The sequence below is a fragment of the Halarchaeum nitratireducens genome, from assembly GCF_014647155.1.
GTDB lineage: Archaea > Halobacteriota > Halobacteria > Halobacteriales > Halobacteriaceae > Halarchaeum > Halarchaeum nitratireducens.
Genome location: NZ_BMOQ01000007.1, coordinates 62,734 through 89,392, shown reverse-complemented (window position 1 = coordinate 89,392; position 26,659 = coordinate 62,734). Strand labels below are relative to the sequence as shown.

Here is a 26,659-nt window from a genome sequence, read left to right as displayed (position 1 = left end):
GGCCGCGCGTAAGTACCCTTTCGCTTCGGGGCCGGTCACGCCACCTATGCCCGACGGCGGCCAAGCGGCGGTATGCGACCCGTCATCGACCACGTGCCGTTCGTCGCCCCCGACCTCGACGCGCTCGTCGAGCGCTTCGAGAACGCCGGCTTCGCCCCCCAGTACGGCGGCGAGCACGCCGAGACCGGGACGGAGACCGCGATGATCGTCCTCCCGGACGGCTCCGCGCTCGAACTCCTCGCTCCCGCCGGCGCCGACATCGATCCGGACGACGGCCACTGGCCCGCGTTCGTCGCCGCCGACGCCGGTCCCTGCGCGTGGGGCGTCGACGCCGGGAGCGTCCACAGCGAACTCCAGCGCGCGATCAGCCACGACGTCACCGTCCGGGGCCCCCTGCGCGAGCGCCGCGAGACCGACCGCGGCGTCGCCGAGTGGGACGTCGGCTTCCTCGGCGGTCCCGACTCCCCGCTCCCCTTCGTCGTCTCCGATCGGACACCGCGCGAGTACCGCGTTCCCGACAGCGCCCTCTACGGGTCGCCGCTCTCCGGGATCGGCCGCGTCGTCGTCGCCGTCGACGACCTCGACGGCGCGATCGCGCGTTTCACCGATCTCTATCGACTCCCCGCACCCGAGCGCGACGACGACGACACGTTCGGCGACCTCGCGGCCTTCCCCGGCCAAGACGTCGTCCTTTGCGAACCGAGCGGCGGCCCCGTCCGCGAGCGCGTCGAGCGCTTCGGGGCCTGCCCTGCGACCGTCCTCCTCAGCGGGGACGTCTCCGACGCCGCCGCCCACCACCCGCTCCACGGCGGGCGCACCCTCTTCGGCAAGCGCGTCCGCTTCGTCGACGGCTTCGACACCCGACTCGGCGTCCTCGAGCGCTGACGACCGACGCGGACACGCGCGACAGCGTCGCCACTCTCGACCGGGAGTCTTCGAAAGGAAGAGTCGTCGGCGTTAGATCTCGCTCTCGAAGTCCTCGAGGCTGTAGGACGGCTCGGCGCCGCGCTTGTCGAGGACCTCGTTCGCGAGCAGCCAGTAGACGACCGAGAGCGCGCGTCGACCCTTGTTGTTCGTCGGAACGACGAGGTCGACGTTGCTCGTGGAGTTGTTCGAGTCGCACATCGCGATGACCGGGATGCCGACCGTGATCGCTTCCTTGACCGCCTGGCTGTCGCCGATCGGGTCCGTGACGACCAGCACGTCCGGCTCGATGTAGCCGTCGTACTGCGGGTTCGTCAGCGTCCCCGGGATGAAGCGACCCGTCCGGGCGCGCGCACCGACCGCGTCCGCGAACTTCTCCGCGGGGAAGCGACCGTACTGACGCGAGGAGGTCACGAGGACCTGCTCGGGGTCGTAGTTGGCGAGGAAGTCCGCGGCCGTGCGGATGCGCTCGTCCGTGCGCGAGACGTCGAGGACGTAGAGGCCATCCGTCCGCACGCGGTGGATGAACCGCTCCATGTCCTTCGTCTTCTGCTGTGTGCCGATGTGGACACCCGCGGCGAGGTAATCCTCGACCGGGATGAGGAGGTCGGCGTCCTCGTCTGGCATTACGTCTTCCGTCCCTGCGGCCGGCTCGGGGGCCTCCGTGGCGTCGGCGTCGTCGGCGGCGTCCGCCTCGACGTCGACCTCGACGTCGGTCGCCTCGGACTCCGCGTCCGCCTCGGGGGCGTCCTCGAGTTCGGCCTCGCTGTCTTCGTGCTCGCTCATAGTGCCTCGTCCGCGATGCGGATGAGTTCGTTCAGCTTGGCAGTGCGCTCGCCTCCGACCGCGCCCGTCTTGATGAACGGGGCGTCGGTCGCGACGGCGAGGTGTGCGATCGTCGTGTCCTCCGTCTCGCCGCTCCGATGGCTGACGACCGTCTCGTAGCCGTTCCGGGTGGCGAGTTCGATGGCGTCGAAGGCGTCGCTGAGAGTGCCGATCTGGTTCGGCTTGATGAGGATGCTGTTCGCCGCATCGACGTCGATCCCCGCTTCGAGGCGCTCGACGTTCGTGACGAACAGATCGTCGCCGCAGATCAGCGTCTGCGAGCCGACGCGGTCGGTGAGGTCCGCGAACGCCTCGTAGGCGTCCTCGTCGAGCGGGTCCTCGACGTACGCGAGGTCGTACTCGTCGACCAGTCCGGCGACGTAGTCGATCTGCTCCTCGGTAGAGCGGACCTCGTCACCGTAGACGTACTCACCGTCCTCGAAGGTCTCTGCCGCCGCCATGTCGAGACCGAACTTGATGTCGAAGCCGACGTCGTCCGCGACCGTCTCGACGGCCTCCTCGACGAGCTCGAACGCTTCCGCGTCCGAGATCGAGGGGGCCCACGCGCCCTCGTCGCCCTTCGCCGCGGGCGTACCGCGCTCCTCCAGCAGCGAGCCGATCTCGCCGTGGACCCGCGCGTTCGCGAAGACCGCGTCCTTCACGCTCGGCGCGCCGACGGGTGCGCTCAGGAACTCCTGGATCGCCGTGGCCTCCTGGGCGTGCTCGCCACCACCGACGACGTTCCCCAGGGGAATCGGGAAGTTCCCGCCCCGGAAGGCGCCGCCGAGGTGCTGGTAGAGCGGTGCGCCGAGGACGTCCGCCCCGGCCTTGGAGGCCGCCATGCTGATGGCGACCGCCGAGTTCGCGCCGATCTCCGAGAAGTCCGCGGTGCCGTCGGCCGCGCGCAGGGTCTCGTCGACCTCGCGCTGATCGCCGGCGTAGACGCGCCCTTCGAGTCGGGGGACGGCGTGCTCGCGGGCCGCCGCGATGGCCTCGTTCACGGGCAGCTCGATGGCTTCGTACTCACCGGTGGACGCCCCGGAGGGCGCGGCCGCGCGGCCGAAGCCGCCGGACTCGGTGAGCACGTCCGCTTCCACGGTCTTGTTGCCGCGCGAGTCGAGGACCGCGCGCAGGCGAACCGTTTCGATGCGTGTCATTACTGTTCCCTCCGGACGGTGAACGGGAGCGCGTTCGCGTCGTACTCCTCGGCGGCGATCAGGATCGGCTCCGTCTGGTCGGTGTCGACCAGTACGGGCGCGCCGTAGGAGACCTGGAGCGCTCGCGCCCCGATGATGCGTGCTTTCTCGTAGCGGTTGAAATCGGGCATTACTGGTAGGGTGAGACCACGTCGACGAGGTCCTGGTGCGAGACGAACATGCGCCGACAGCAGTGTCTGTCGAGGCCGAGGTCGTCGAGGACCGCTGCGGGGTCCTCGTCGCCCTCCTTGCTCGCCGCGCGCGCCTTGAACTCCTCCCAGTGTTCACCGATGACGGTGCCGCACGTGAAACACCGGACTGGTACCATCATGATCGATCCCTCAGCGGTAGGACTTCTGGTAGCGCGCCCGCGCACCGGGCCCGCCCCACTTCTTCGGCTCCTTACGCCGCGCGTCGTTGACGAGGAGCTGACGGTCGAACTCCATGAACGCGTCGCGGAGCTCGGCGTCGTTGCGGAACTCGACGATGCCGCGAGCGATGGCGGTGCGGACGGCGTCGGCCTGACCGGCGTAGCCGCCGCCGCTCACGCTGACGTCGACGTCGATCTCGTCGCGGATGTCCTCGCCCGCGATGCGGAACGGCTCCAGCATCTTGAGACGCGACATCTCGGGATCGACGAGCTCGACGGGCGTCGAGTTGATTCGCACGCGACCCTCGCCTTCGGTGACCGTCGCGCGGGCGACGGCCGTCTTCTTCTTGCCGCTCGTGTTGGTTACCATGTCTTGTTAGCACCCAGCTCCTCGGAGATCTCGCCGAGGGAGACGAACTTGATGTTCGAGAGGCGATCGAGCGAGGTGCCATCGAGCACCTCGCCCTCCTCGTCGAACTGGTTTCCGACGTAGAGGCGGACGTTCTCGAACGCCTCGCGCCCGCGGTCCGTCTTGTACGGGAGCATCCCGCGCACGGCGCGCTTGAAGATGCGGTCGGGGCGTTTGGGGTAGTACGGCCCGCTGTCCGAGCCGAGCTCGGCGCGCTTGCGGTACGTCCCGAGGACGTCTTCCTCGGTGCCCGTGATGACCGCGTCCTCCGCGTTGACGACGGCCACCGTCCGGCCGTCGAGCGCGAGCTCCGCGACGTTCGATGCGACGCGGCCCATGATGCAGTCACGGGCGTCGACGACGACGTCCGCGTCGAACTCTGCGGCGCTCATCGGATCACCCGGACGTTAGATCCTTCGGGGTTTTGTTCGACTGCCTGTGCTAGCTGGACGACGTCGCCGTCCGCGTGCTCGATCTTCGTCTCCGCGCTGGACGAAAAGTCCACCGCGGCGACGGTCACGGACTTCCGGAGGGCGCCCGAACCGAGCACCTTGCCCGGGACGACGACCGTTTCGTCCTCGTTCGCGTACCGTTCGATGCGACTCAGATTCACCTCAGCGTGCGTCGATCGCGGCTTCTCCAGCCGGTCTGCGACGTCATGCCACACGTCCGCACCCGAATCGCGGGCGACGGACTTGAGTTGGGCGATGAGACTACTGAGTCTCGGGCTCGTCTTGCTCATGCTTCTGGCTCCTGATGAGAGTATAGGGGTGTGGAGTGCAGGGAGCAGGATTTGAACCTGCGAACTCCTACGAGACAGCGCCCTGAACGCTGCGCCTTTGGCCAAACTTGGCTATCCCTGCACGCCCACTGAGAAGGCGCGGTCTTACCGACGACACATGGTTCCCGCCGCCCCGTAAAGGGACTTTCGATCCCCCGGCGACCCGCACCCGTCGCTACGGGCGTCGAGCGCGCGTCGGTGGTGGGGTGGCGGGACATGTGTCGTCTTACAGACTGACCTTCTCGCGTAGTTCGTCCGCGCGCGTGGACAGCGTGTCCACGGCACGGAGGACCAGTTCGTCGACGGGCATCGACCCGTCGGACTCGACGTGGAAGACGAAGGCGTTCGGGACGTCCTCGACCGTGACCTCCTTCCCCGGATACCGGTTCGTGAGGTCGTGGCCGAACTCCGAGGTGGCGACGAGCTCGTCGCCGTCCTCGATGACGCCGCGGACGATCTGCGCTTCGTCTTCACCGTACTCCGAGGCGTCGTCACCGACCTCGACGTGCTGGAGGTGCCGGTAGCCGACGGCCACACCGCCCTGGAACTTCGCGTGATCGCGTCCCCGGCCGAGTTTCGCCTCGGCCTCGGCCTCCAGACGCTGTCCGTCCTTCAGCTCGATGAGGGGGATGTTCTCGTCGGCGGGTTCGACCTGGGGGTCCGGCGAGACCAGGTCGCCGCTGTACGCGGTGGCCGGGCCCTCCACGTCGATGGCCAGGGTGACGGTGTCGTCCTCGTCGAACTCGCCCTCGGGGGTCGTCAGCGGAACGAGCCCCATGCGGAGGGCGAGCACCTCGTCGAACAGGACGCTCGAGTTCTCCACGAACCGCACCGTATCGATGGAGAGCGTCGGGACGTCCGCGAGGATGGCCCGGCGGATGCCGTTGGCGAACGCGGGCGTGATCCCTCTGACGAGGAAGCGCGCCTCGCGCTCCGTGTCTTCGATGAATTCGACGTCGAAGTCCGTTGCCATGTGGTGTGGTTAGTATCCGCTGTTCTTCGGCGGGCGGGTCCCGTCGTGGGGGATCGGGGTGACGTCCTCGATGCGGCCGATCTCGAGGCCCGCGCGAGCGAGCGCTCGGATCGTGGCCTGCGCGCCCGGACCCGGGCTGCGCTGGAGGTTGCCACCGGGGCCGCGCACGCGGACGTGCACGCCCTCGATACCCTGCTCTTTGAGGTCTTCGGCGAGCTGTTCGGCCATCTGCATCGCGGCGTACGGCGAGGCCTCGTCACGGTTCTGCTTCACCACGGCACCGCCGCTGGACTTGGCCAGCGTCTCGGCGCCCGTCTCGTCGGTGACGGTGAGCAGCGTGTTGTTGAACGAGGCGTGCACGTGTGCGATGCCCCACTTGTCGTCGGCTTCGTTCTCTGCCATTGGATTACTCCTGGTTGTCGGCGCGAGCCGGGTGGAGCTCGTCGTCCAGCGGGCTCGTCTCGTCGAACGCGACGTCGTCCTCCTCGGCGACTGCGACCTTCCGCGACGGCGCGGTCACGCGGCTCTCGCCGACAGTGACGTGGCCGTGGGTGACGAACTGCCGCGCCTGCTGCGGCGTGTTCGCCAGCCCCTTGCGGTAGGCGACCGTTTGGAGGCGGCGTTCGAGGACGTCGGTGACGTCGAGCGAGAGGACCGCGTCCAGCTCGTCCGCGTCACCGAGGATCCCGTAGCGCCGGAGGCGGGCGACGAACTCCTCGCCCTCGTCGCCTTCCTCGGTCACGCGACCGAGGAGTTCGCGGGCCTCGCGGCGGTAGGAGCGCAGTTCAGACTGCGCGCGCCAGAGCTCCTGTTTGTTCTTCAGGCCGTAGCGGCTGAGGAGATCGGACTCCTCGGCGATCCGCTCGCCCTGATAGGGGTGGTTCGGCGTCTCGTAGAACTTGGTGTTCTCACCGGGAAGCGCCATTATTCACCCTCCCCCTCGGCTTCTTCTTCCATCTCTTCTTGCAGGGCCTCGACGTTGACACCGATGGTGCCCTCGGTACGTCCGGTGGACTTCGTGCGCTGACCGCGGACCTTCTGTCCGCGCTCGTGGCGCACGCCCTTGTAGGATCGGATCATTCGCATCCGATTGACGTCCTGATTCCGTGTGAGGGAAACGTCGTTACCCGTGATGTGTTCTGTCTCGCCGGTGTAGAAGTCGTTCCGGCGGTTCGCCAGCCATTCTGGAGCTTCGTCGGCGAAGTTCTCCACGGCCTCGACGATGCGCTCGATGGGCTCGTCGTCGAGACGGCCGAGCGTGGCTGTTCGATCCACGTCGGCGTTGGCGGCGACCACGCGGGAGACCCGGCGGCCGATGCCGTCCATCTCGGAGAGGGCACGCTCGACGGTCTTCGTCCCGTCGAGGTCCGTCTGCCCGATCCGGACGAAGTATCGGATGTCCTCCTCCTCGTCCGGCTCCTCTTGTTGTTCTTCGCTCATGATTGTCTCGTGTGGAGAGGCGTCGTGGCGGGGATTTGAACCCCGGAGGCGGTGAGCCACAGAGTTAGCAACCCTGCGCCTTGACCAGGCTAGGCTACCACGACCCGCTCGGTGGTTTACTGTCGCCCTCAGCGGACTCGGGACCCGGCGTCCCTACAGTGACTACACTCACACCGAGCCCCCGACCCTACTTAACTATCACGAAACGCCGGAACCGTGTGAGCTAGCGACGGGGGAGCCAGTAGACGGCGAGGACGACCGCCCAGATGGTCGCGACGGTGGCGAGCACGTCGGGATCGGTGCGGTGGAGGTGCCAGAAGAGCGCGATCAGCGCGACGGCGGCGCCGAGCGCGCCGACGGCCGGAACGACCGAGCTCACGAGCGAGTCGCGTCTGGTGTACGCGACGGCCGAGATCACGCCGAAGATACTGATGAACGCCCCCGAGGCGAAACTCGTGATCGACTGGAGGCTCCCGTAGACGGTGAGAACTGCCGTGAGCGTCCCGAGAACGAGAAGCGCACGCACGGGCGACTCCGTCCCCGGGTCCGCGCTCCGCTGGTGGCCGACCGACGCTGCCACACGCTCGTCATCGCCAGTCTTGGGGACGTTGTGCGCGGCGTCCGCGACCTGCTGGCTGAGGCGGGCGGCGGAGAACAGCGTCGCGTTCAGCGCCGAGGCCGTCGAGAGCACGGCGGCGACGGCGATCAGGGCGAAGCCGACCTCGTGGAAGACCGGACGCGCTGCGTACGCGAGCGCCGTCTCGGCGTGTGCGGCGATCGTCTCCGCGGAGAGCAGGTTCGTCGTGACGACGGCGACGAGCACGTAGAGGAGCGTCGTGAACACGATGCTCACGTAGATCGCCTTCCGGACCGTCGCTTCCGGGTCCTCGATGCTGTCGAGGTCGAAGGTGAGGAGCTCCCACCCCTCGAAGGCGACGAACGAGAGGGCGGCCGCGGAGACGACGCCGCCGCCGACGTGGTGGAGCCCGCTCCGGAGGGTGCCCTGCGTGTAGCCGTAGTAGACGCCGGCGACGCCGACGACGAGCAGGATGGCGACCTTCGTGGCGACGAGCGCGTCCTCCGCCCGGCCCGAGGCCCGCGCGCCGACGACGTTCAGGCCGACGAAGGCGACGACGCCGAGCGCGGACACGAGCGGTCGCGCGGGTATGCCGAGGACGGTCTCGACACCGACGAGCTGGAGCGCGTAACTCCCGAAGGCGTAGGCGTACATCGCCATCGTGCCGACGTAGCCGAACGTGAACACCCACCCGATCACGCCGGCGAGCCACCGCTTCCCGGTGAACTCCGCGACGTGGTCGACCGGACTGGCGACGGCGTCGTCGCTCTCCGCGATCAGGCGGACGAAGGAGTAGCCCGCACAGAGCGCGAGCGCGCCCGACGCAACGAACGCCAGCCACGCGGCCGTGCGCGCGTTCGCCGCGACGACGCCGAGAACGGCGAAGATGCCGCCCCCGACCATTCCGCCGACGGCGAGCGACACGGACTCGGAGAAGCCGATCGTCTCGCCCATACTCGCCGACGCGTCGGCGGACACCAAAGAACCCGGGGTCGTCGGGGGTGCGAAACGGCGGAGGCGGTCGTCCGGCGGGGCGCCGACCTAGTCGTCCGCGATCGGGACGTCCGCGGGCGCGTCGATGTACTCCTCGTTCACCGTCCACCCGCCGTCGCCGTCCTCGATCATGTACTCGCCGTAATAGGGGACGCGGTTCCGCACGGTCTCGCGGAACGTCGATGCGATCTCCCCGCGCGTCATCTCGCCCATCGAGCGCAGGTCGTCGTTGCGGTTCAGACACCCCTTCAAGTATCCCTCGTGTGTCACGCGCACGCGATGGCAGTTCGCGCAGAACTCCTCGTTGCCGACGGGGTCGACGATCTCGATCATCCCGCCGTCGACCCAGTAGCGCTTGCGGTCGTGCATCTCCCGGCTCTCGACCCGGTCGGCCCGCCCCGCGAGCCAGTCGTGGACGGCGTCGATGTCGACCGCCCACTCGGGCTTTCCCACCAGTTCGGGCATGAACTCGATGAGCTGGAGCTGGAGCCCGTCGTTCTCGGCGACGTAGTCGACCATCTCCGGGACGTACCCCTTCGTCTCCTCGAAGAGCACCATGTTGAGCTTCACGGGGTCGAGACCGGCCTCGACGGCGGCCTTAACGCCCTCGATGACCCGGCCGTACGCGCCGGATTGAGTGACTTCGCGGAACGCCTCCTCGTCGAGTGCGTCCTGCGAGACGTTCACGCGATCGAGGCCGGCCTCGACGAGCGCGTCGGCGCGCTCCGGGAGGAAGGTGCCGTTCGTGGTGAGCGAGACCTCCATCGAGTCGGGCGTCCGGCGGACGATCTCCTCGAGGTCGTCGCGAAGCATCGGCTCGCCGCCCGTGAACTTCACGGCGTCGACGCCGAACCCCTCGACGATGTCGAGGAAGCGGACGACGTCGTCCGCGCTCATCTCGTGGTCGCGCGCCGCCATCGGGCCGCGGGTGTCGCCGAGCCCCTCGTTGTGGCAGTAGACGCAGTCGAAGTTACAGCGGTCCGTCAGCGAGACCCGGACCCCGGTCACTTCGCGACCGAACCCATCCTCGAGCATGCGGGGATATGGCACGTCCGGACGGATAAGGACGCGGGTAGGGGCGGCGGTGCGCGCTATGTCCCGGTGCGCGCGCCGGCGTTGCGAACCGCTTATGCTTTTAGGTCCGCCTAAGAAACGCATGGGAAACGGGACCGAATCGTCCGTCGACGTGGCCGTGGTCGGCTGCGGGCCCGCCGGCTGTGCGGCGGCGCTCTGCACCGCACGCGACGGCCTCGATACCGTCGTTTTCGACGGCGGCGACGCCTCGATCGAACGCTGTGCGTACGTCGAGACCTACCCGGGGTTTCCGGCGGGCATCGACGTGCCGACGCTTCGCGCACTCCTCCGCGCGCACGTCGAGACGGCGGACGCGCGCCTCGTGCGCGAGCGCGTCGCGGACGTCACGGACTCCGAGGGCGGGTTCCGGATCGAGACCGCGGCGGGGCGCACCGTGGCGAGCGAGCGCGTCGTCGCGGCCACACCTCTCGACGCGGACTACCTCCGCGGCCTCGACGACGAGGTGGCGATGTTCTCCACGCACGTTCGCGAGACGGGGACACACCAGCGCTTCGACGGCACGTACGCGGACGCGGACGGGCGGACGCCCATCGATGGGCTCTCCGTGGCCGGGGGATTGGCGGGCCGGGGTGATCAGGTCCTGCTCGCGGCCGCGGACGGGATGCGCGTCGGCCGGCGGCTCGTCCACGAGGCGCGCCGCGAGTTCGGTTACTGGGAGGCCGCACTCCCGCACAAAGACTGGTTGCGCCGGATACCGGACGCGGACGACGACTGGGAGGAGGAGCGCGACTGGGACGAGTGGTTCGACTATCACCGCCTCCCGGACGGCGAGCACGGGATGGACGCGGAGCGCGTCGAGCGCGTCCGCGAGCGCGAACTCACGCTCGTCGCGGCCGCTCGCCTCGACGACGCAGCGATAGAGGCGCGCACGAAACGCGGACAGCGTCGACTCGCCGCGCACCTCGACGACGAGGCGCTCCTCGCGACACTGGACGACGACGTCATCGACGTATACGCTCGTGAGCGTGGGCTCGGCGCGATCGAGTGAGAACGAGTGTCACAGAAACACCTATAGTGTTTTAGGCTAGCCTAAAATCATGGGGTGCGGAAGCGACACCAACCACGCACCGACGCGACGGGACGCTATCAAGGGCGGGAGCGCCGTTCTCGGCGGCGGATTGCTCGCCGGGTGCAGTTCGAGCCGTCGCGAGCCGGACGCGACCGCGACGGCCGAGGCGACCAGCGACGGCGCGACGACGGAGGACGTCGACCCCTACGAGGTGACGGTCCGACCCGGCGGGACCGGGACGTTCGACGACCCGCCCGAGACGTACGCCACCATCCCCGGCGTCTGGATGGATCTCGCGATGGGGTTCGGCATTCCGCCGAAAGCGGTCGCGTCGTTCAATCGCATCTCCCTCGACTACTACGACGCCCTCCCCGGTGTCGAGTTCGACGCCGACGACGTCCTCACGTTCGGCACCGAGGGCGAGAGCGGGAGCTACGACAAGGAGGTGCTCTACGAGATCGACGCCGATGTCCACCTCATGGACCCGCGACTGCTCAAGCGCTACTCCGGGTGGGACGAGGGCGACCTCGACGAGATCGAGGCGAACGTCGGCCCGATCCTCGGCTCGTTCATCCGTTTTCCCTACGGGGGACGGGACCCCTACTACTCGCTCTACGAGGCGTTCGAGAAGGCCGCGGAGGTCTTCCAGCGGCGCCAGCAGTACGAGCGTGGGTCGACCTCAAGGAGGAGGTGTACGCGACGATCCGGTCGCGCGTCCCCGATGAGACGCCGACCGTCGCGGCGTTCAACTTCCAGTTCGCCCCCGACGACGGGAAGTTCCATGCGGCGAACGTCTACGCGCCGCGTAACGATACGCGGAGCCTCCGTCTGCTCGGCGTCGAAGACGCGCTCCCGGCGGGCGAGTACGTTCCGAACGCCGCAATCGGCCACGAAGAGCTTCTCGAACTCGACCCCGACTACATCGGCTGTATCGGTGACCTCTCTTACCGGAGCGAGGCGGAGTTCGAGCAGATGATCCAGAGCGCGCAGAGCCACGAGACGGTCGGGACGCTTCGCGCGGTGCAGGAGGGGAACTTCGTCCGCACCGGCGGGAAGCGCATGGGCCCCATCGTGGACCTCTTCTCCGCGGAAGCCACCGCGAAGCAACTCTACCCCGAGGAGTTCGGCGAATGGCCGGGCTCCATCGACGAAGTCCCCGAGGACGAGCGCCTCTTCGACCGTCAGCGCGTGGCGGACGTCGTCAACGGTGAGCTCTGAGAGCGGACACGAGCGATCGCGACCGCCGGCGCCTTCGCGGCGCGTCGCGGTCTCGATACCGTCGTCTCGAACGGCGAGGAGTCCTCGCCGTTCGGGCTGACGACGGCCACCGGGAGTCGCGCGCCCGACCTCGACGTAGTCTATCGACCAGACTCCCGAAAGCGGCGGCGCGACCGGGCGTCACAACCCTTATTCACGCGACGGCGCCTAACGGCCCCATGAACGAAGCGGACGTCGAGGAGGCGCTGGGCGGTGTCGCGGATCCGGACCTCGGTGAGGACATCGTCACCGCGGGGCTCGTCAACGAGGTGTCGGTCGAGGACGGCGTCGCGCACGTCTCGCTCGCCCTCGGGACGCCGTACTCGCCGGCGGAGTCGACGATCGCCGATCGGGTCCGCGAAGCGATCCGCGACCTCGGCCTCGAACCGGAGCTCTCGGCCTACCACCCCGAGCAGGATTCGGGCGCCGAGGACGACGTCCTCCCGAACGTGAAGAACGTCATCGCGGTGGCGTCCGGGAAGGGCGGCGTCGGGAAATCGACGGTCGCCGTGAACCTCGCGGCGGCGCTCTCGGATCGCGGGGCGCGAGTCGGGCTCTTCGACGCCGACGTCTACGGGCCGAACGTCCCGCGGATGGTGTCGGCGGACGAGGCCCCGCAGGCCACCGAGGAGGAGACGCTCATCCCCCCGGAGAAGTTCGGGGTGAAGCTGATGAGCATGGCCTTCCTGACGGGCGGAGAGGACGATCCCGTGATCTGGCGCGGCCCGATGGTGCATAAGGTCCTCACCCAGCTCGTCGAGGACGTCGAGTGGGGCTACCTCGACTACCTCGTCATCGACCTCCCGCCGGGGACGGGCGACACGCAACTCACCGTCCTCCAGACGATGCCGGTGACGGGCGCGGTGGTCGTGACGACGCCGCAGGACGTGGCGATCGACGACGCGCAGAAGGGCCTGGAGATGTTCGGCACGCACGACACGCCCGTGCTCGGGATCGTCGAGAACATGAGCACGTTCGTCTGTCCCGACTGCGGGTCCGAACACGACGTCTTCGGGAGCGGTGGCGGCGAGGCGTTCGCCGCGGAGAACGACCTCCCCTTCCTCGGCGCGATCCCGCTCGATCCCTCCGTCCGCGCGGGCGGGGATCGGGGCGCGCCGGTCGCGCTCGACGAGGAGAGCGACGTCGGCGCGTCGTTCCGCGATCTCGCGGGTAACACGGCCGACATGGCCGGAATCCTCAACCGCCGGGCGCTGGACTGACGGCGTCGGCTAGCGGCGGATCTCGCCGAGAGGGTATCTTTCATAATTTTTCCTTGGTAATGGATAGCAAACGATTTAGTGAGTGCCGTGCGAAAATTTTCCTAGCGTCCCACGCAGGGGGCCAGGATATACACTATGACTGACGACGAACTCATCTGGCGAATCGCGGGCGGTTCCGGTGACGGAATCGACTCGACGAGCCAGAACTTCGCAAAAGCTCTGATGCGCTCGGGGCTCAACGTATTCACTCACCGGCACTACCCCTCGCGCATCCGCGGCGGCCACACGTACGTGGAGATCCGCGCATCGTCGGAGGAGGTCACGTCCCGGGGCGACGGCTACAACTTCCTCGTCGCGCTCGGCGACTCGTTCGCCCGGAACCCGAAGGAGAACGCCTACTACGGTGAGGAGGAGGTCAAGCCCCTCGCCGAGAACCTCGACGAGCTCCGCGAGGGCGGGGTCATCGTCTACGACTCCGGGCTCCTCGACACGGACGAGATCGAGAACTTCGACCGGCGGGTCGAGGAGAACGACTGGCACGTCTACGACGTCGACCTCCGCGGCATCGCCAAGGAGCACGGCCGCGAGATCATGCGGAACACCGCCGGCGTCGGCGTCACCGCCGCGCTCACCGGCCTCGACACCACGTACATCGAGGACCTGATGGGCGAAGCGATGGGCGGCGACATCCTGGAGGCGAACCTGAACGTGCTCCACGACGCCTTCGAGCACGTCCAGGAGGAGTACGACGCGGACGCCCACGACGTCACCGTCCCGACCGGCGAGCACGACGAGGAGCAGGTCCTCGTCTCCGGGAGCCACGGGATCGCGTACGGCGCCCTCGACGAGGGGTGTCGGTTCATCGCGGGCTACCCGATGACGCCCTGGACGGACGTCTTCACCATCCTCACGAACCTGATGCCCGAGGTCGGCGGTATCAGCGAGCAGGTCGAGGACGAGATCGCGGCGGCGGCGCTCGCCGTCGGCGCCTCGCACGCCGGCGTGAAGGCCATGTCCGGGTCCTCCGGCGGTGGCTTCTCGCTGATGAGCGAACCCCTCGGTCTCGCGGAGATGACCGAGACGCCGCTCGTGCTCGTCGAGTCGATGCGGGCCGGCCCCTCCACGGGGATGCCGACGAAGCCCGAGCAGGCCGACCTCGAACACGTCCTCTACACGAGTCAGGGCGACAGCCACCGCGTGGTGTTCGCGCCCTCCGACCCGGTGGAGTGTTACGAGCAGACGCGGACGGCGTTCCAGATCGCCTACGACTACCAGATCCCGGTCATGGTCATCTACGACCAGAAGCTCTCCGGGGAACACCGGAACGTCCCGAAGAGCACCTTCGACGAGGAGCCCAACCCGGACCTCGGGAGCGTCCTCACGGAGGAGGAGCTGAAGGACCAGCCCCACGGCGAGACGGGGATCTATCACCGCTTCCAGCACGAGGGCGAAGACGGCGTCAGTCCGCGCTCCATCCCCGGGCAGAAGGGCGGGCGGTATCTCGCCACCGGGAACGAGCACACCCCCGAGGGGCACATCAGCGAGAGCCCCTCGAACCGGAAGGCGCAGGTCGATCGGCGTAACGAGAAGCTCGCGGCGATCCGCGAGGCCCTCGACGCCGACGAGCGCCAGGAGGTCTACGGCGACGAGTCCGCCGACTACGGCGTCATCTCCTGGGGCAGCCAGTCGGGCACCGTCGAGGAGGCCGTCGAGCGTCTGAACGCCGACGGCCACCCGGTCAAGGGGCTCAGCGTCTCCGAGATGGCACCCTTCCCGACGGACCTCCTGACGGAGTTCATCGAGAGCGTGGACGACGTGCTCGTCGTCGAGATGTCCTCGACGGCGCAGTTCCACGGCGTGATCCAGAAGAACCTCGGGCAGTACGGCGAGAAGCTCTCCTCGCTCCTGAAGTACGACGGCAACCCGTTCGAACCCGCCGAGATCGTCGAGGCGGTCGAAGAGCACGGGAGCGGCGAGGATCTCTCCTCGAACACGCGGTTCGAAGCCGCGGCAGGTAGTGATTAAATCATGAGTGCGTTTAGCGCAATCGGCGAGGAACGAGAGGTAGAACAGGACGAGTTCACGCCCAGCATCGAGCCCCAGCCCACGTGGTGTCCGGGCTGTGGTGACTACGGTGTGCTGAAGGCCCTGAAGGGCGCGATGTCGGAGCTCGGGAAGAACCCGGAGGAGATCCTCCTCGCGACGGGGATCGGCTGCTCGGGGAAGCTCAACAGCTACTTCGACAGCTACGGGTTCCACACGATCCACGGCCGCTCGCTGCCGGTCGCCCGCGCGGCGAAGCTGGCGAACGACGGCGTCGAGGTCATCGCGGCGGGCGGTGACGGCGACGGCTACGGCATCGGCGGGAACCACTTCATCCACACGGCCCGGGAGAACCACGACATGACGTACATCGTGTTCAACAACGAGGTCTTCGGCCTGACGAAGGGCCAGACCTCGCCGACTTCCCCGAAGGGCCACAAGTCCAAGACCCAGCCGAACGGCAACGCGAAGACGCCGCTGCGTCCGCTCTCGCTGAGCCTGACGGCCGGTTCGTCCTACGTCGCCCGGACGGCCGCGGTCAACCCGAACCAGGCGAAGGAGATCATCAAAGAGGCCGTCCAGCACGACGGCTTCAGCCACGTGGACTTCCTCACGCAGTGTCCGACGTGGAACAAGGACGCGAAGCAGTACGTCCCGTACGTCGACATCCAGGACTCCGAGGAGTACGGTCACGACCTCCACGACCGGCAGGCCGCCCAGCAGGCGATGTACGAGACGGAGAACGCCCTCTACGAGGGGACCGTCCTCACCGGTCGCTACTTCGTCGACGACGAACGTCCCTCCTACCAGGAGGAGAAGCGCGCGCGCGGCGACATGCCGGAGGGAAGCCTCGCGGAGCGCTACTTCGAAGACGGAGAGTGGGAGCGCTCCTACGACTTCATCGACCGGCACGCCTGATCTTCGGATTCGGAAGATATTTTTTCCGCGGTACCAAACGATACTGCGTGAGCAGTGACTCGACCGAGAAACGGATACTCGCGGCGCTGGAGGAGGACGCGCAGGCCTCGTACGCGGAGTTGGCCGAGCGGGCCGACGTCTCGAAGCCGACCGTCCGGAAGTACGTGAACGAACTGGAGGAGGCGGGCGTCATCGTCGGCTACTCGGCGGAGGTGGATCCGAAGAAGCTCTCCGGGCAGTCCATCGCCATGGTCGGCATCGACGTCGAGTCCGAGCGATACGTCGAGGCGACGCGCGCGTTGAAGGATCTCGACTCCATCCGATCGCTCTACACCTCCTCCGGCGACCACATGCTGATGGCGGAGGTCCGCGCCGAGGACGGGAACGCTCTCGGCGACGTCATCAGCGAGGACATCCTCGACATCGACGGCGTGACGGCCGCCCACCCCTCGTTCCTGCAGGAGCGCCTGAAGTGAGCGACGCACGCACCCTCGCCGAGCGATCCGATACGCCGACGACGCCGGTCGCGGTGGAGACCGGTGCGGACATCGACGCCTTCGTCGCCGCCAACGACGTCGCGCTCGTCGACGTCTACCGGCCGGGCTGTACGCTCTGCGACGCCATCGAGCCGATCGTCGGCGCGGTGGCGAAGGCCTCGGGCGTCGCCGTCGCCACGTGCAACCCCCAACGCGACCTCGACGTCGTCGACGACTACGATATCCGCTCGGTCCCGACGCTCCTCCTCTTCGTCGATGGCGAGCTCGTCGGCCGCCTCGCCGAGGGGTTCCAGGGCACCGACGCCGTCTTCGCGTTTCTCGCCGAGCACCTCGATGCGAACCGCGACGTCCTCCCCGATGAGTACCGCTAGCGACCCGAGTGGTTTTCCACTCCCCGCCCGTACGCACCACATGGCCGTTTACGAACGCGAGTCGTGGGTGCGTGCGCCGCTCGATCGAGTGTGGTCGTTCCACTCGGGCGTCGGCGGGCTGGTCGCGCTCACGCCCTCGTGGGTGAACATGCGCGTCGAGCGCGTCACGGGACCCGACGGCGAGCCCGACCCGGACGTCCTCGATCCGGGATCGCGGGTCGAGCTCTCGGTCCGCCCCTTCGGCGTGGGCCCCCGGCAGGCGTGGACGTCAGAGATCGTCGAGCGGAAACGCGGCGACGGCGTCGCGTACTTCCGCGACGTCATGACCGAGGGGCCGTTCCCGGAGTGGGAACACACCCACCTCTTCTACGCGGACGGCGAGCGCACGCGCTGTCGCGACCGGGTGCGCTATCGGACGCCGACGGGGCCGCTCGCGCCGGTCGCGGACGAGGCGGCGAAGGTCGGCCTCGATGCCTTCTTCCGGTACCGTCACCGCCGCCTCCCGGCGCACGTCGAGTAGGCGGGCCGTCCCGGCGGGAACGCTTATCCGGTATGCGAACGCACGTCGCGACATGGCAGAGACGGACGTCATCGTCGTCGGTGGCGGTCCCGCCGGCCTCAGCGCCGCGCTGTTCGCGTCGAAGAACGGGCTAGACGCCGTCGCGTTCGACACCGACGCGACGTGGATGCACAAGGCCCACCTGTTCAACTACCTCGGCATCCGCTCGATGGACGGCGACGTCTTCCTCGACCGGGCGCGCGAGCAGGCGACCGCCGACCACGGCGTCACGCTCCACGAGGAGACGGAAGTCACGGCGGTCGAGGCGGACGAGGAGGGGTTCGTCGTCACCGCGGACGAGGAGCACACCGCGGACTACCTCGTGTTGGCGACCGGGGCGAACCGCGACCTCGCCGAGGAGCTGGGGTGCGACTTCACGGACGAGGACGTCGTGGACGTCGACGTGACGATGGAGACGAGCGTCGACGACGCGTACGCGACGGGCGCGATGGTGCGCGCCGAGGAGTGGCAGGCCGTCATCTCCGCGGGCGACGGCGCCGCCGCCGCGCTCAACATCCTCACGAAGGAGAAGGGCGAGCATTACCACGACTTCGACACGCCCGCCGGCGTCTGAGGCGCCGGCGTCAGGCGAGGAGGAGACGATAATCGATTGCGACTGTTCGCGCACGTACCAAGAGAGGCGTCGAATAGGATGGCCTCCATCCCCGGAACCGTGAGCAGTGTCATGGCGACGATGCTGAATCCGGGGTAACACCCGTCGAGTGGATCTGACCGTCATACGGACCGTCTGCTTCTTCATTCGGCCAGTGAAGCGTCTGCGTACCGGATCGCACGGTCTGCTTGATAGAGCGGCAGGCGGCGCATGCATACGGTGGTGTAGTGTCATAGGAATCGACGTCGGCGAGGAAGTTCGCCGGGCACACATCATGACAGATATCCGACGTACACGTCGGTATGTCCTCATCGCAGTCGTCGTCGTCGGCCTCGTCGCCGCGAGTACGGGTATCGGAACGATGGCACTATCCAGCGATCAGGAACGGAGCGGGAGCAACACGATCCAGGTCAGGACGGTCGAATTCTCGATGGCCAGTTCGGGTGGCGGCGTCGTCGACGGCAGCAACGGAAGTCTACGGCCGGGCGCGTCAACTAGCGGGAACGTGACGATTTCGAACCTGGGGGACCTCGACGGCACCGCTGACCTGAACGTCACGTACACGGAACGTGACGCGAACGGGTCGACAGCCGACGGGACAGACATTAGTGCCGATGAGACCGCGAAACTACTCGACATCACGACGTTGCAGTACGGCGGGTTGTCGATTATAAAATACATCAACGACAGAGATGGTGACGGCACGAAGACACTCTACGATCTCGCACAGTCCGAAGTTAACCTCGGCACGCTTGACGCAAGTGAGAGTCAGCGCTTCAGCGTGACGCTGACGGTGAACGAGAGCTCGGAGAACACGTTTCGGAACGACGGCCTCAACGCGACGTTCAACGTTACGGTGACGCAGACGTATTGAGTGACGGGCGGAGCACCTCGTGTACGGTCCTCGGCAGCCCCGTCACGCTCGGTGCGGCGTCAAGTGTAGGACTGGTCAGTCATTGAGAGCGCCACACTGCGAACAAAACTCCGTTGGGAACGCGTTTGATGATAGCTGGCCCCGTAGCCTCCGGTCGTAGAACCAACTGAAGGGGGCGCTTTCGTCGGTGGTAGTTTACCCGTTTCCAAGGTGGGAACAGTCGTTCGTTTCCCCGACAGTCGCGTGGATGGTCGCGTCGATGCCGTCACCGGATGCGTGCACTGTCACGGTATCCCCTTCCTGCGCTTTTAGGTTGAAGTGCCGTTGGCCGCCAACGGCAACAATCCGGGATTTGCCAGAAACGGTTACGTCTACGCTGTCTGTGTACTGATTCGTCACGAACACCTTCGCAGGGATACTTCCGTTGCCGCTCGAATTGTTGTTCGGCGTCTCGCAGGCCTCCACGCCGATGTAGGCGTCCTCACTATCGGCGACGGAGACGGAGACGTCGCGACTCGCGCTGACGCTGCTGAACCCCATCGAACCGACAGTCATCGCGCAGACCGCGGCGACAGCGAGCGTGAGCGCAAGCGCGCGACGGCTGTTCATCGATAGTCGAGCTCGGGGGGTTCGTCAGTCGCACTCATCTCTGTCGTCTGGGCGTAGTACGTGTGGATCGCCGAAGATGTCGCAAACGCGGCGACGATGACCACCGCCCAGCTGACGTCCGAGAGAACGCTGAATAGGGGAACGTCTATCCAGATGGCGGCGAGAAGGGAGGCGCTCACGGCCGAAAGTCCGAGGTAGTACTCGCTCCACGGGAGTTCGCGCCCGCGTACGACGTCGAGATAGACATCGACATCCTCGAGCACCTCCGTCGGCTCGACCGTCCCCCGATCCTTGTCGTAGTCGACGACGCCGGCTTCGTCCATCTTCGGTAGATGCGACTGCTGGAGAGCGGTGTAGACGCGCTTGCGTTCGTCGTAGGAGACGGCCTCGACCTCCGTGTCGTACTCCCAAGCTGCGACCTGCTCGGCGACGTCGCCGATTGTAGCCCCTTCTTCCTCGTCTTTGAGTGCGTGGACGGCGTATCGGCGGCGTCTGTTCGAGAGCACCTCAAACAGGTCATCCTCCGTCAGCTCCCCGGACTGCTCCTCCCCCATTTGCCCTGAAGCAGATGCCACAACGGTTGATTCACTGATATTACTCAGCATAAGTGTTGCTCAAAAATGCATTCTAATCAACCGGTGAATATAGCTACCGCGTCATCCAGACGCTCACGGAGGTGGTGGCACACGCGAGGCCGGGCGTCGCGCTCACACAGTCAGCACTGCGATGGCGTCCGATCGCTCCGTTTACGCCCTATTTAGGTTCTCAAGCCCACCTTTCGGTCCAAAATCACCGTTTTAGACCCTGCGTTCCGCCCGCGAAAGCCTCCTCTTCCGCCCGCACAGCCACCGCCTTCGACGCCACCATCGAGCGCAGGCCATCGCTGAGGGCGTGTCAGGTCACTCATTACCACAGGGGGTACGCCCTAAGGGGTGAACGTCGCCGGGGTGACCCGGGACACACCAACTATGCAACGACGCAAGTTCCTCGCCGCAATGGGATCGGTCACCGCCGCCGGGGCGGCCGGAATCGGTACGGGCGCGTTCACGAGCGTGAGCGCGAGTCGTTCCGTTTCGCTTGAGACCGCGTCCGACAACGATGCGTACCTAGCGTTCACGACGACAGACGCCAAGAATAGCGCGTACGTTAGTAACGCAAGTAGCGGCGCTGTCTCGTTCAATCTGGATGGCGATGCTACTCCTGAGGGAGACGGTAGTGGCCTGAACCGCAACGCGACCACCCAGATCAACGACATCGTTAGGATTCAAAACCAGGGCACCGAGCCCGTGCTGGTGTACGTCCCCCCGAGCTCCATCGATAACGCCAATTCGACTTGGAAGGGTGATTCCGAGAACCTCCGTATCGACCCGCAGGCGACGAACCGCCCGCACGGTGACTACGAGAAGGAAGCGACGGGGAATCTCGATGGTGGAGTGGCAGACGACCAGATCAGCCTGACGGGTGGGTTCCACAGTCCCCCTTACACCTACAGCGCGTATGGTGAGAACGAAGACGACCGGAAAGAAGAGTTCCTCCTTGACACGGGAGAGGAGCTCAGCTTCGGTCTCTACGTGAAGACTCCCGATTCGGATAAGGACGTAGACATCTCGATGGAGATCGTCGCAGACGCGACCGCCGTTACAGACTCCCTGAAGGCGGAATTGAACTCCGAGGAAGAATAGACCGATGAAGCGGCGCACCCTCATCGCCGGCCTCGGTAGCCTCACTGCGAGTGGTGTCTTTGCCGTCGGCTCGGGTGCGTTCACCAGCGTCAGCGCTAAACGAACCGTCTCCATCTCGGTCGCTAACGATTCTACGGCGTTTCTCAAGCTCAATGAGCAAGGAAACGGCCGTCGATCGTATACTGACGGAGGTACCATTGGCTTCGACATTCCGGGTCCGGGCGAGGACGACTACGGTGGAACCGACCCCGAAGGTCTCGGAACGGACTCGGTCTACCGCTTCGGCGGCGACGCGGATAACGCTGAACAGGGCTTGTTCGCCGCCGAGAACCAGGGCACGCAGCCGGTCAAGCTCTACAGCACGCAGGCCGAGACCGACGGCGTTCCGACGGTGACGATGTACGACGTCGATACTGGCAATCTCCTAACTGAGGAGAGCCCCTCAGACCCGATGGACGTCGGCAACCAACTCCGCTGCGGCCTCGAGATCGACACGCACGGCGTGCCCGTCCGTGAGGACGAGTACGACGTGACGCTCACGATCCACGCCGACGCGACGGCGGACTGAGCGGTCGCATCACACCCATCTTCGGTATTTGCGACGGTTCGACTCCGTCGGTGGGCATCTTTATGAGGCACCTCGCCGTCGCGGTATTCGCCCTCTTCTTGGCGGGAACCTTAGCGTTCCCGTCGCTAGGCGCACCGCTGTTCGCGGGTGGCGATCACGTCTCGGAGCACGTCTCGCTCGCGCCCGCCGACTCACCGCACGGTGACTACGCCTACATGCGTGACGGCGACCTCGTCGTGGACCTCACGGCGTCGAACCCGGACGTTTCGGGCGCGGGTATCAATCCGAACGCCGTCACCCGGTTCGACCGGGTGTTTCTGATCCGACACAACGGCTCGGAGTACGCGGACGTCTGGGTGACGGACGACTCGCCGGACGTGACGTTCTACGCGCGTGGGCACGCGATCCAGTCGGTCGGGGAGAACGTGACGCTCGCGCCAAACGGGACGGTGGCGGTGGGATTCACTGTTGATACGCGCGACGGCGCGACGGACGGATTGATCCAAGACCTCACCGTACACGCGCGAGTCGGAGGGCCCTCGCCGTCGGACGGCGGAGACAAGGGCGGGAACGGAGGTGAAGGCACGAGCGCGCCGCCGACCGTGCAGTCGACGGCCGGGGACGACGGAACGCTCGACTACGCGGTCAACGATGCGGCCGTCGGGGAATCGGTGACGCTGGACGGGAGTCCGCTGACCGTCGCACAGGACGGCCAAGGGGAAACGGTGACGCTGGATGGGATTGACGTGAACGCACAACGGTCGTCGTTCGACCTCTCGGTGTCGCGCCGGGATAACTCTCTCAGAGTCGGCGGACGGGGCGTCGACGAACTCGGGGCGTTCGGCGTGGACGTCGCGGACGGCGCGACGGACGGGGGGCGCTTCCAGTTCAGCGTCTCGCAGGCGTACCTGGAGCGTGCCGACGTCTCGCGGGATCGCTTCGTCGTCTATCACGGCGCGGATGATGACTGGCGCGCGCTCGAGACGACGGTGGCCGGCTCACGCGACGGTCGGGTGCGCTTCGTGGCGGAGACGGACGGCTTCTCGCCGTTCGTCGTCGGGGCGCGCGTCCCCGCGTTTGCGGTGTCGAACGCCTCGCTTGCGACGCAGTCCGTCCCAGCAAACGAATCTGCGTCGGTGCGCGCAACGGTCAGGAACGAGGGCGCGGCACGGGGGACTGAGTCGGTGGCACTCCGGGTCGACGGTGCGACCGTGGCGACTCGTTCAGTCTCGCTGGCGCGCGACACGATGACGACGGTGACGTTCACGCTGAACGCGACGCCGGGCGAACACCGCGTCGCGGTCGGAAACACCTCAGCGGGCACGCTCTCCGTCGGCGCTGTCCCGTCGGGGACGATCGCTGGAACGAGCGAGAGCGAGACGACGACCACGACGAGCGGGACGTCGACGGAGTCGACGCGGACGCGCGAAGCGGTGGCGGAACCGGCGGCGATCGAGTGGCGAGCGCTCAGTGGACTGCTGGGCGCGCTCGTGCTCGTGGCGGGACTGCTCGCCGCGTGGCGGCGGTGGCGGTGAGAGACGTTTTGGGGTTCGCGCCCGCAGTATCGGACGTGTCGAGACCACCGGATACGGGAGCCTCGGTCCTCATTGTGCTCCACGAACGGGGGCGGCTCCGGGACGCCGTCGCACTCGCCGTCGTCCCCGTCGCGCTCGTGGGGGTGTTCGCGCTTCCCGCGTCGCTCCGGTCGTCACTCGTGTTCTCGTACCGGGAGCCGACGCTCGTGACGGCCTACGGGGCGAATGTCGTGCACTTTCGTCTTGCACACCTTCTCGCTGACGTCGTCGGCTACGTGCTCCTCGCGGGCACGGGCTACGTATTGGCGGTGCTCGCCGAACGTCGACACCTGTTCCTCGCGTCAGCACTCACGTATCTAGTGGCGTTTCCACCGATACTCTCGGCGCTCAATCTCGCCGTTCCCCGGAACGCCGTCACCTACGGATTCTCGGGTGTGGTGGCTGCGTTCGCGGGGTTCGTACCGCTGGCGCTCGCAACGTACGCGAAGCACCGGCTGTCGGCCGGCGCGTGGGTGCGACAGGCACCCGGGGTGTTTCTCGCGTCGCTCGTTGTCGTTGTTGCAGTCGCGCTCCCGGATTCACGAGTAGCGATGGGGGCCACCGCGTTCGTGGTCAGCGCGACCGCACTCTACGGTGTCTCGACGCTCCGGCGTGGGCTGATCACGACGCTCGCCCGTTCGGTGCGTGACCGACGGGGATGGGGAGACTGCTTCCTTCTCGGCGTTGTCGTCGTGTTCGGGTTCCCGTTCGCGGGATTCCCGCAGCCCCGGGTCGGCGGTTCGGTAGTGAACCTCTATGTCCACCTTCTCGGGTACTGTCTGGCGTTCCTCGTGCCGTACGTCGCGTTGCAGACGGATGCGTTCGCGCGGATGCCCGAACCGCGATCGTCGTAACGTGTCACCCCGGTGGGTTTTTGCCTGACCACGCCAATGATTGGCCGAATGACACCGCGACGCGTGCTCAGTCTCGCGGGCCAAGCCTTCGTCGCCGTCGTCGTCCTCTCGTTGATTGCCGGTCAAGTCCTCGGCTATCCCGTCCTTCTCGGCTACGTCACGACCGGGAGCATGACCGGAACCATCGACCCGGGCGACGGGTTCATCGCGGTCCCGTCGGCCGTGAGCGGCGACGTCGACGAGGGTGACGTCGTGACGTTCCAGGCGCAGGAGTTACACGGCGGCGGCCTGACAACTCACCGGATCGTCGACCGGACCGGCCGTGGCTTCACCACGAAGGGCGACGCGAATCCCTTCCCGGATCAAGACGGGGGCGAACCACCGGTAAAGCGCGCACAGATCGTCGCACACGCCCTCCAGGTGAACGGCCACATCGTCACCATCCCGCATCTCGGCACCGCTGTCATGGGCGTTCGTGACGCCGTTTCGTCGACGCAGCGCCAACTCGCCGTCCTCACTGGCTCGCGCTCACTGCTCGGGTCGAGCGGATTGACGTATCTGTTGTTCGCACTCTCATTCGCCCTCTACCTCTTCGATGTCGTGGCTGACCGCGGGGCCGAGAAGGAACGTGAGCGCGAACGAGAGCGCGAGCGCAACGCGGCGGTATCCTCACGCGCCGTAATCGGCGTGCTCGCCGCGGTCCTCGTGGTGACCGCGACGGCGGCGATGGTCGTCCCCGCGGGCACGCAACAGTACGGTGTCGTGAGCGCAGAGTTCCAGTCAGATCGACCGACCGTTATCCCCGCCGGTGGGTCGTCAACGCTCACCTATCCCGTCGACAACGGCGGTGTCGTCCCCATCGATGTGTACTTGGAGCCAGCGAGCGACGGTGTTACGGCCGCGCCCGCACAGGTACACGTGTCCTCGAGGTCGGTCGTGAACGCCTCCGTGACACTGCACGCACCGCCCGACACCGGCTACTACCGGCGCTACGTGACTGAGTACCGCTATCTCGCGTTGCTCCCACGCCCTGTCCTGGCGGTCGCACACGACGTTCACCCCTGGCTCCCGATCGTCCTCGTCGACGCGGAGCTCGCGGCGATGATGGTGCTACTTGGATCCGTCCTCCTTGATGACGGCCGGATTCGTGCCCGAACGCGCGACTCTCGCCACAACCGATCGCTCCTCGCACGCATCCGTCGCGCGCTCACCCGGTGACCGGTAGTAGTAACCTGACCGACAGGACTTTGAGCGGTGATCGCACAACGCCAGCCAATGGCCGAACGCTCTCGGCGCCTCCAGGTGCGGGCGACGCTCGGAAATTGTCTCGCCGCCCTCGCTGTCGTCGCACTGTTGCTCGCCGTGTTCGGCGGATATGCGACCTACGGTGCCTACGCCGCACCCGGAACGACCGAGACACAACGCACCGTGGAGGCGTGGGCAGTTAGTGGAGGGTTCGAGCAGAACGCGACCGTCACCGAATCGAACCCTGTCTTCCCGGTCGGCACGCAATTGGAAAACCGTTCGACGTACTTCGTCGGCGTCTCTCCGATCATGCACGGAGCGTTCACGCTCCGCCAGCGTCCGCCCGCCGACACACCGGTATCGGTGACGCTCGACTCTCGCCTCCGAACGCGCTCGGTCGGCGAAGAGGACGGCACCGTCTACTGGCAGACCACTAGGCCGCTCGACGCCGCGACGGTCGAACGCCTTGGCGGTGACGACACCGCTCGCGTCAGTTTCCGGGTGAACACCAGCCGAGTCCTCGCACACCGCGATCGGATTACCAGCCAACTTGGCAGTGGCCCCGGAACGCTCGAGACGGCTGTCGTCGTCGACGCCACGGTCTCCGGTCCCGTTGAGGGAGCGCCGACGACGCTCGCGTTCACGAAAACGCTCCCCCTCTCGTTCTCGGGGTCGACGTACACTGTCGGTTCGCACGATTCCGTCAGGCAGGCCGCAACCCGAACCCGAACGGTGTCTGTTCCCCGAACATACGGCCCGCTCCAGCGCATCGGCGGCCCGCTCGCCTTCTTCGTCGGTGTCATCGCACTCGCTGCGCTCGTCGGTACCAAGCGGAGCGGCATTCTCGAGTTGGACGACGACGAACGCGAGCGTCTCTCATTCGAGCGTGACCGATCGGAGTTCGACGACTGGATCGTCCGTGCGCGCCTTCCCACCGCCGTTCAGAATCGTGACCTCGCGTTCGCCGACACGCTTGCGGACGTGGTTGACTTCGCTATTGACGCCGACACGGGAGTCGTCGAGAACATCGACGACGGACGTTTCTACGCGCTTTCAGATGATCTCACGCTCGTGTACGAGCCGCCGCGTCCATCGGAGGTGACCGCGGACGTGGCCGACGCGGAGCACGGCAGCGACGAGACTGACAGCGATGATAGCCCCGCCGAGAGCGAGGCGACGTGAC

33 protein-coding genes and 2 tRNA genes are annotated in these 26,659 nt (G+C 66.8%); 18 read left to right on the top strand and 17 right to left on the bottom strand.

The window, feature by feature from the left end:
- Positions 1-72: 72 nt before the first annotated feature.
- Positions 73-885 (top strand): VOC family protein, encoded by an 813-nt coding sequence (locus IEX91_RS12940; RefSeq protein WP_188879469.1) that lies wholly within the window; start codon positions 73-75, stop codon positions 883-885.
- 72 nt (positions 886-957) lie between these two features.
- Here IEX91_RS12940 and rpsB read toward each other — a convergent pair whose 3' ends face one another.
- From rpsB to moaA, 15 genes are all read right to left on the bottom strand, one after another.
- Positions 958-1,710 carry a 30S ribosomal protein S2 gene (rpsB, locus tag IEX91_RS12935; protein WP_188879467.1) on the bottom strand — a complete coding sequence of 251 codons (753 nt, stop codon included), beginning with the start codon at positions 1,708-1,710 and terminating at the stop codon, positions 958-960.
- Positions 1,707-2,906, bottom strand: a complete 1,200-nt coding sequence (eno, locus tag IEX91_RS12930) for a phosphopyruvate hydratase (protein WP_188879466.1) — start codon at positions 2,904-2,906, stop codon at positions 1,707-1,709. The genes rpsB and eno overlap by 4 nt, the downstream gene beginning before the upstream one ends.
- Entirely contained in the window at positions 2,906-3,076 is a 171-nt protein-coding gene (locus IEX91_RS12925; RefSeq protein ID WP_188879464.1) for a DNA-directed RNA polymerase subunit K, read from the bottom strand. The genes eno and IEX91_RS12925 overlap by 1 nt, the downstream gene beginning before the upstream one ends.
- Complete coding sequence (locus IEX91_RS12920) at positions 3,076-3,276, bottom strand: DNA-directed RNA polymerase subunit N (protein WP_188879462.1); 201 nt, start codon at positions 3,274-3,276, stop codon at positions 3,076-3,078. Before IEX91_RS12920 ends, IEX91_RS12925 begins: the two co-directional genes overlap by 1 nt.
- 10 nt (positions 3,277-3,286) lie before the next feature.
- Positions 3,287-3,685 carry a 30S ribosomal protein S9 gene (locus IEX91_RS12915; protein WP_188879460.1) on the bottom strand — a complete coding sequence of 133 codons (399 nt, stop codon included), beginning with the start codon at positions 3,683-3,685 and terminating at the stop codon, positions 3,287-3,289.
- Positions 3,679-4,116: a 50S ribosomal protein L13 gene (locus IEX91_RS12910; protein WP_188879451.1), complete on the bottom strand. Its 438-nt coding sequence runs from the start codon at positions 4,114-4,116 to the stop codon at positions 3,679-3,681. Before IEX91_RS12910 ends, IEX91_RS12915 begins: the two co-directional genes overlap by 7 nt.
- Positions 4,113-4,466: a 50S ribosomal protein L18e gene (locus tag IEX91_RS12905; RefSeq protein ID WP_020221569.1), complete on the bottom strand. Its 354-nt coding sequence runs from the start codon at positions 4,464-4,466 to the stop codon at positions 4,113-4,115. The genes IEX91_RS12910 and IEX91_RS12905 overlap by 4 nt, the downstream gene beginning before the upstream one ends.
- Positions 4,467-4,502: 36 nt before the next feature.
- Positions 4,503-4,587 (bottom strand) — tRNA-Leu (locus tag IEX91_RS12900).
- A 144-nt stretch (positions 4,588-4,731) separates the two neighbouring features.
- Entirely contained in the window at positions 4,732-5,478 is a 747-nt protein-coding gene (locus tag IEX91_RS12895) for a DNA-directed RNA polymerase subunit D (RefSeq protein WP_188871775.1), read from the bottom strand.
- Positions 5,479-5,487: 9 nt separating this feature from the next.
- Positions 5,488-5,880 carry a 30S ribosomal protein S11 gene (locus IEX91_RS12890; RefSeq protein WP_188871777.1) on the bottom strand — a complete coding sequence of 131 codons (393 nt, stop codon included), beginning with the start codon at positions 5,878-5,880 and terminating at the stop codon, positions 5,488-5,490.
- Positions 5,881-5,884: 4 nt separating this feature from the next.
- A complete protein-coding gene (locus IEX91_RS12885; protein WP_188879449.1) occupies positions 5,885-6,403 on the bottom strand; it encodes a 30S ribosomal protein S4 in 519 nt (172 codons plus the stop codon).
- Positions 6,403-6,918 (bottom strand): 30S ribosomal protein S13, encoded by a 516-nt coding sequence (locus IEX91_RS12880; protein ID WP_188871781.1) that lies wholly within the window; start codon positions 6,916-6,918, stop codon positions 6,403-6,405. The genes IEX91_RS12885 and IEX91_RS12880 overlap by 1 nt, the downstream gene beginning before the upstream one ends.
- 20 nt (positions 6,919-6,938) lie before the next feature.
- Positions 6,939-7,022, bottom strand: a tRNA-Ser gene (locus IEX91_RS12875).
- Between the two features lie 119 nt (positions 7,023-7,141).
- A complete protein-coding gene (locus tag IEX91_RS12870; RefSeq protein WP_188879447.1) occupies positions 7,142-8,449 on the bottom strand; it encodes an APC family permease in 1,308 nt (435 codons plus the stop codon).
- A gap of 87 nt (positions 8,450-8,536) precedes the next feature.
- Positions 8,537-9,523, bottom strand: coding sequence for a GTP 3',8-cyclase MoaA (gene moaA / locus IEX91_RS12865; protein ID WP_188879446.1), 987 nt, complete (start codon positions 9,521-9,523; stop codon positions 8,537-8,539).
- 121 nt (positions 9,524-9,644) lie between these two features.
- On the opposite strand from moaA, the gene IEX91_RS12860 reads away from it, so the two are divergent.
- The 11 genes from IEX91_RS12860 to IEX91_RS12815 all read left to right on the top strand — a co-directional run bounded on the left by IEX91_RS12860 (position 9,645) and on the right by IEX91_RS12815 (position 18,944).
- Positions 9,645-10,571, top strand: coding sequence for an FAD-dependent oxidoreductase (locus IEX91_RS12860; RefSeq protein WP_188879444.1), 927 nt, complete (start codon positions 9,645-9,647; stop codon positions 10,569-10,571).
- Positions 10,572-10,620: 49 nt separating this feature from the next.
- A complete protein-coding gene (locus tag IEX91_RS12855) occupies positions 10,621-11,568 on the top strand; it encodes a substrate-binding domain-containing protein (RefSeq protein ID WP_229772876.1) in 948 nt (315 codons plus the stop codon).
- On the top strand, positions 11,565-11,810 hold the full coding sequence (locus IEX91_RS16330) for a hypothetical protein (RefSeq protein WP_229772875.1): 246 nt from the start codon (positions 11,565-11,567) through the stop codon (positions 11,808-11,810). Before IEX91_RS12855 ends, IEX91_RS16330 begins: the two co-directional genes overlap by 4 nt.
- A gap of 218 nt (positions 11,811-12,028) precedes the next feature.
- Positions 12,029-13,069, top strand: a complete 1,041-nt coding sequence (locus IEX91_RS12850; protein WP_188879442.1) for an Mrp/NBP35 family ATP-binding protein — start codon at positions 12,029-12,031, stop codon at positions 13,067-13,069.
- Between the two features lie 135 nt (positions 13,070-13,204).
- Positions 13,205-15,094, top strand: a complete 1,890-nt coding sequence (locus IEX91_RS12845) for a 2-oxoacid:acceptor oxidoreductase subunit alpha (protein WP_188879441.1) — start codon at positions 13,205-13,207, stop codon at positions 15,092-15,094.
- A 3-nt stretch (positions 15,095-15,097) separates the two neighbouring features.
- Entirely contained in the window at positions 15,098-16,030 is a 933-nt protein-coding gene (locus IEX91_RS12840) for a thiamine pyrophosphate-dependent enzyme (RefSeq protein ID WP_188879439.1), read from the top strand.
- Positions 16,031-16,077: 47 nt separating this feature from the next.
- Positions 16,078-16,506, top strand: a complete 429-nt coding sequence (lrpA1, locus tag IEX91_RS12835; RefSeq protein WP_188879437.1) for an HTH-type transcriptional regulator LrpA1 — start codon at positions 16,078-16,080, stop codon at positions 16,504-16,506.
- Positions 16,503-16,898 carry a thioredoxin family protein gene (locus IEX91_RS12830; RefSeq protein ID WP_188879435.1) on the top strand — a complete coding sequence of 132 codons (396 nt, stop codon included), beginning with the start codon at positions 16,503-16,505 and terminating at the stop codon, positions 16,896-16,898. Before lrpA1 ends, IEX91_RS12830 begins: the two co-directional genes overlap by 4 nt.
- A gap of 40 nt (positions 16,899-16,938) precedes the next feature.
- Entirely contained in the window at positions 16,939-17,418 is a 480-nt protein-coding gene (locus tag IEX91_RS12825; protein ID WP_188879434.1) for an SRPBCC family protein, read from the top strand.
- Between the two features lie 52 nt (positions 17,419-17,470).
- Entirely contained in the window at positions 17,471-18,031 is a 561-nt protein-coding gene (locus IEX91_RS12820; RefSeq protein WP_188879433.1) for an FAD-dependent oxidoreductase, read from the top strand.
- Between the two features lie 148 nt (positions 18,032-18,179).
- Positions 18,180-18,944, top strand: a complete 765-nt coding sequence (locus tag IEX91_RS12815; RefSeq protein WP_188879432.1) for a hypothetical protein — start codon at positions 18,180-18,182, stop codon at positions 18,942-18,944.
- A 195-nt stretch (positions 18,945-19,139) separates the two neighbouring features.
- Here the strand turns inward: IEX91_RS12815 and IEX91_RS12810 are convergent, their stop codons facing one another.
- Positions 19,140-19,499, bottom strand: a complete 360-nt coding sequence (locus IEX91_RS12810; protein WP_188879431.1) for a hypothetical protein — start codon at positions 19,497-19,499, stop codon at positions 19,140-19,142.
- A gap of 50 nt (positions 19,500-19,549) precedes the next feature.
- Positions 19,550-20,107, bottom strand: a complete 558-nt coding sequence (locus IEX91_RS12805) for a DUF7344 domain-containing protein (RefSeq protein WP_188879625.1) — start codon at positions 20,105-20,107, stop codon at positions 19,550-19,552.
- A gap of 441 nt (positions 20,108-20,548) precedes the next feature.
- Between IEX91_RS12805 and IEX91_RS12800 the strand changes: the two genes are divergently transcribed.
- The 6 genes from IEX91_RS12800 to IEX91_RS12775 all read left to right on the top strand — a co-directional run bounded on the left by IEX91_RS12800 (position 20,549) and on the right by IEX91_RS12775 (position 26,658).
- Entirely contained in the window at positions 20,549-21,235 is a 687-nt protein-coding gene (locus IEX91_RS12800) for a hypothetical protein (protein ID WP_188879430.1), read from the top strand.
- A gap of 4 nt (positions 21,236-21,239) precedes the next feature.
- The gene (locus IEX91_RS12795; RefSeq protein WP_188879429.1) at positions 21,240-21,803 is read left to right on the top strand and encodes a hypothetical protein; all 564 of its coding nucleotides are present in this window, start codon (positions 21,240-21,242) and stop codon (positions 21,801-21,803) included.
- A gap of 62 nt (positions 21,804-21,865) precedes the next feature.
- The gene (locus IEX91_RS12790; protein WP_188879428.1) at positions 21,866-23,338 is read left to right on the top strand and encodes a PGF-pre-PGF domain-containing protein; all 1,473 of its coding nucleotides are present in this window, start codon (positions 21,866-21,868) and stop codon (positions 23,336-23,338) included.
- Complete coding sequence (locus IEX91_RS12785) at positions 23,320-24,231, top strand: hypothetical protein (RefSeq protein ID WP_229772873.1); 912 nt, start codon at positions 23,320-23,322, stop codon at positions 24,229-24,231. The genes IEX91_RS12790 and IEX91_RS12785 overlap by 19 nt, the downstream gene beginning before the upstream one ends.
- Before the next feature lie 48 nt (positions 24,232-24,279).
- A complete protein-coding gene (locus IEX91_RS12780) occupies positions 24,280-25,449 on the top strand; it encodes a S26 family signal peptidase (RefSeq protein ID WP_188879427.1) in 1,170 nt (389 codons plus the stop codon).
- A gap of 57 nt (positions 25,450-25,506) precedes the next feature.
- On the top strand, positions 25,507-26,658 hold the full coding sequence (locus tag IEX91_RS12775; RefSeq protein WP_188879426.1) for a DUF5305 domain-containing protein: 1,152 nt from the start codon (positions 25,507-25,509) through the stop codon (positions 26,656-26,658).
- The last annotated feature ends 1 nt before the right edge of the window (position 26,659 follow it).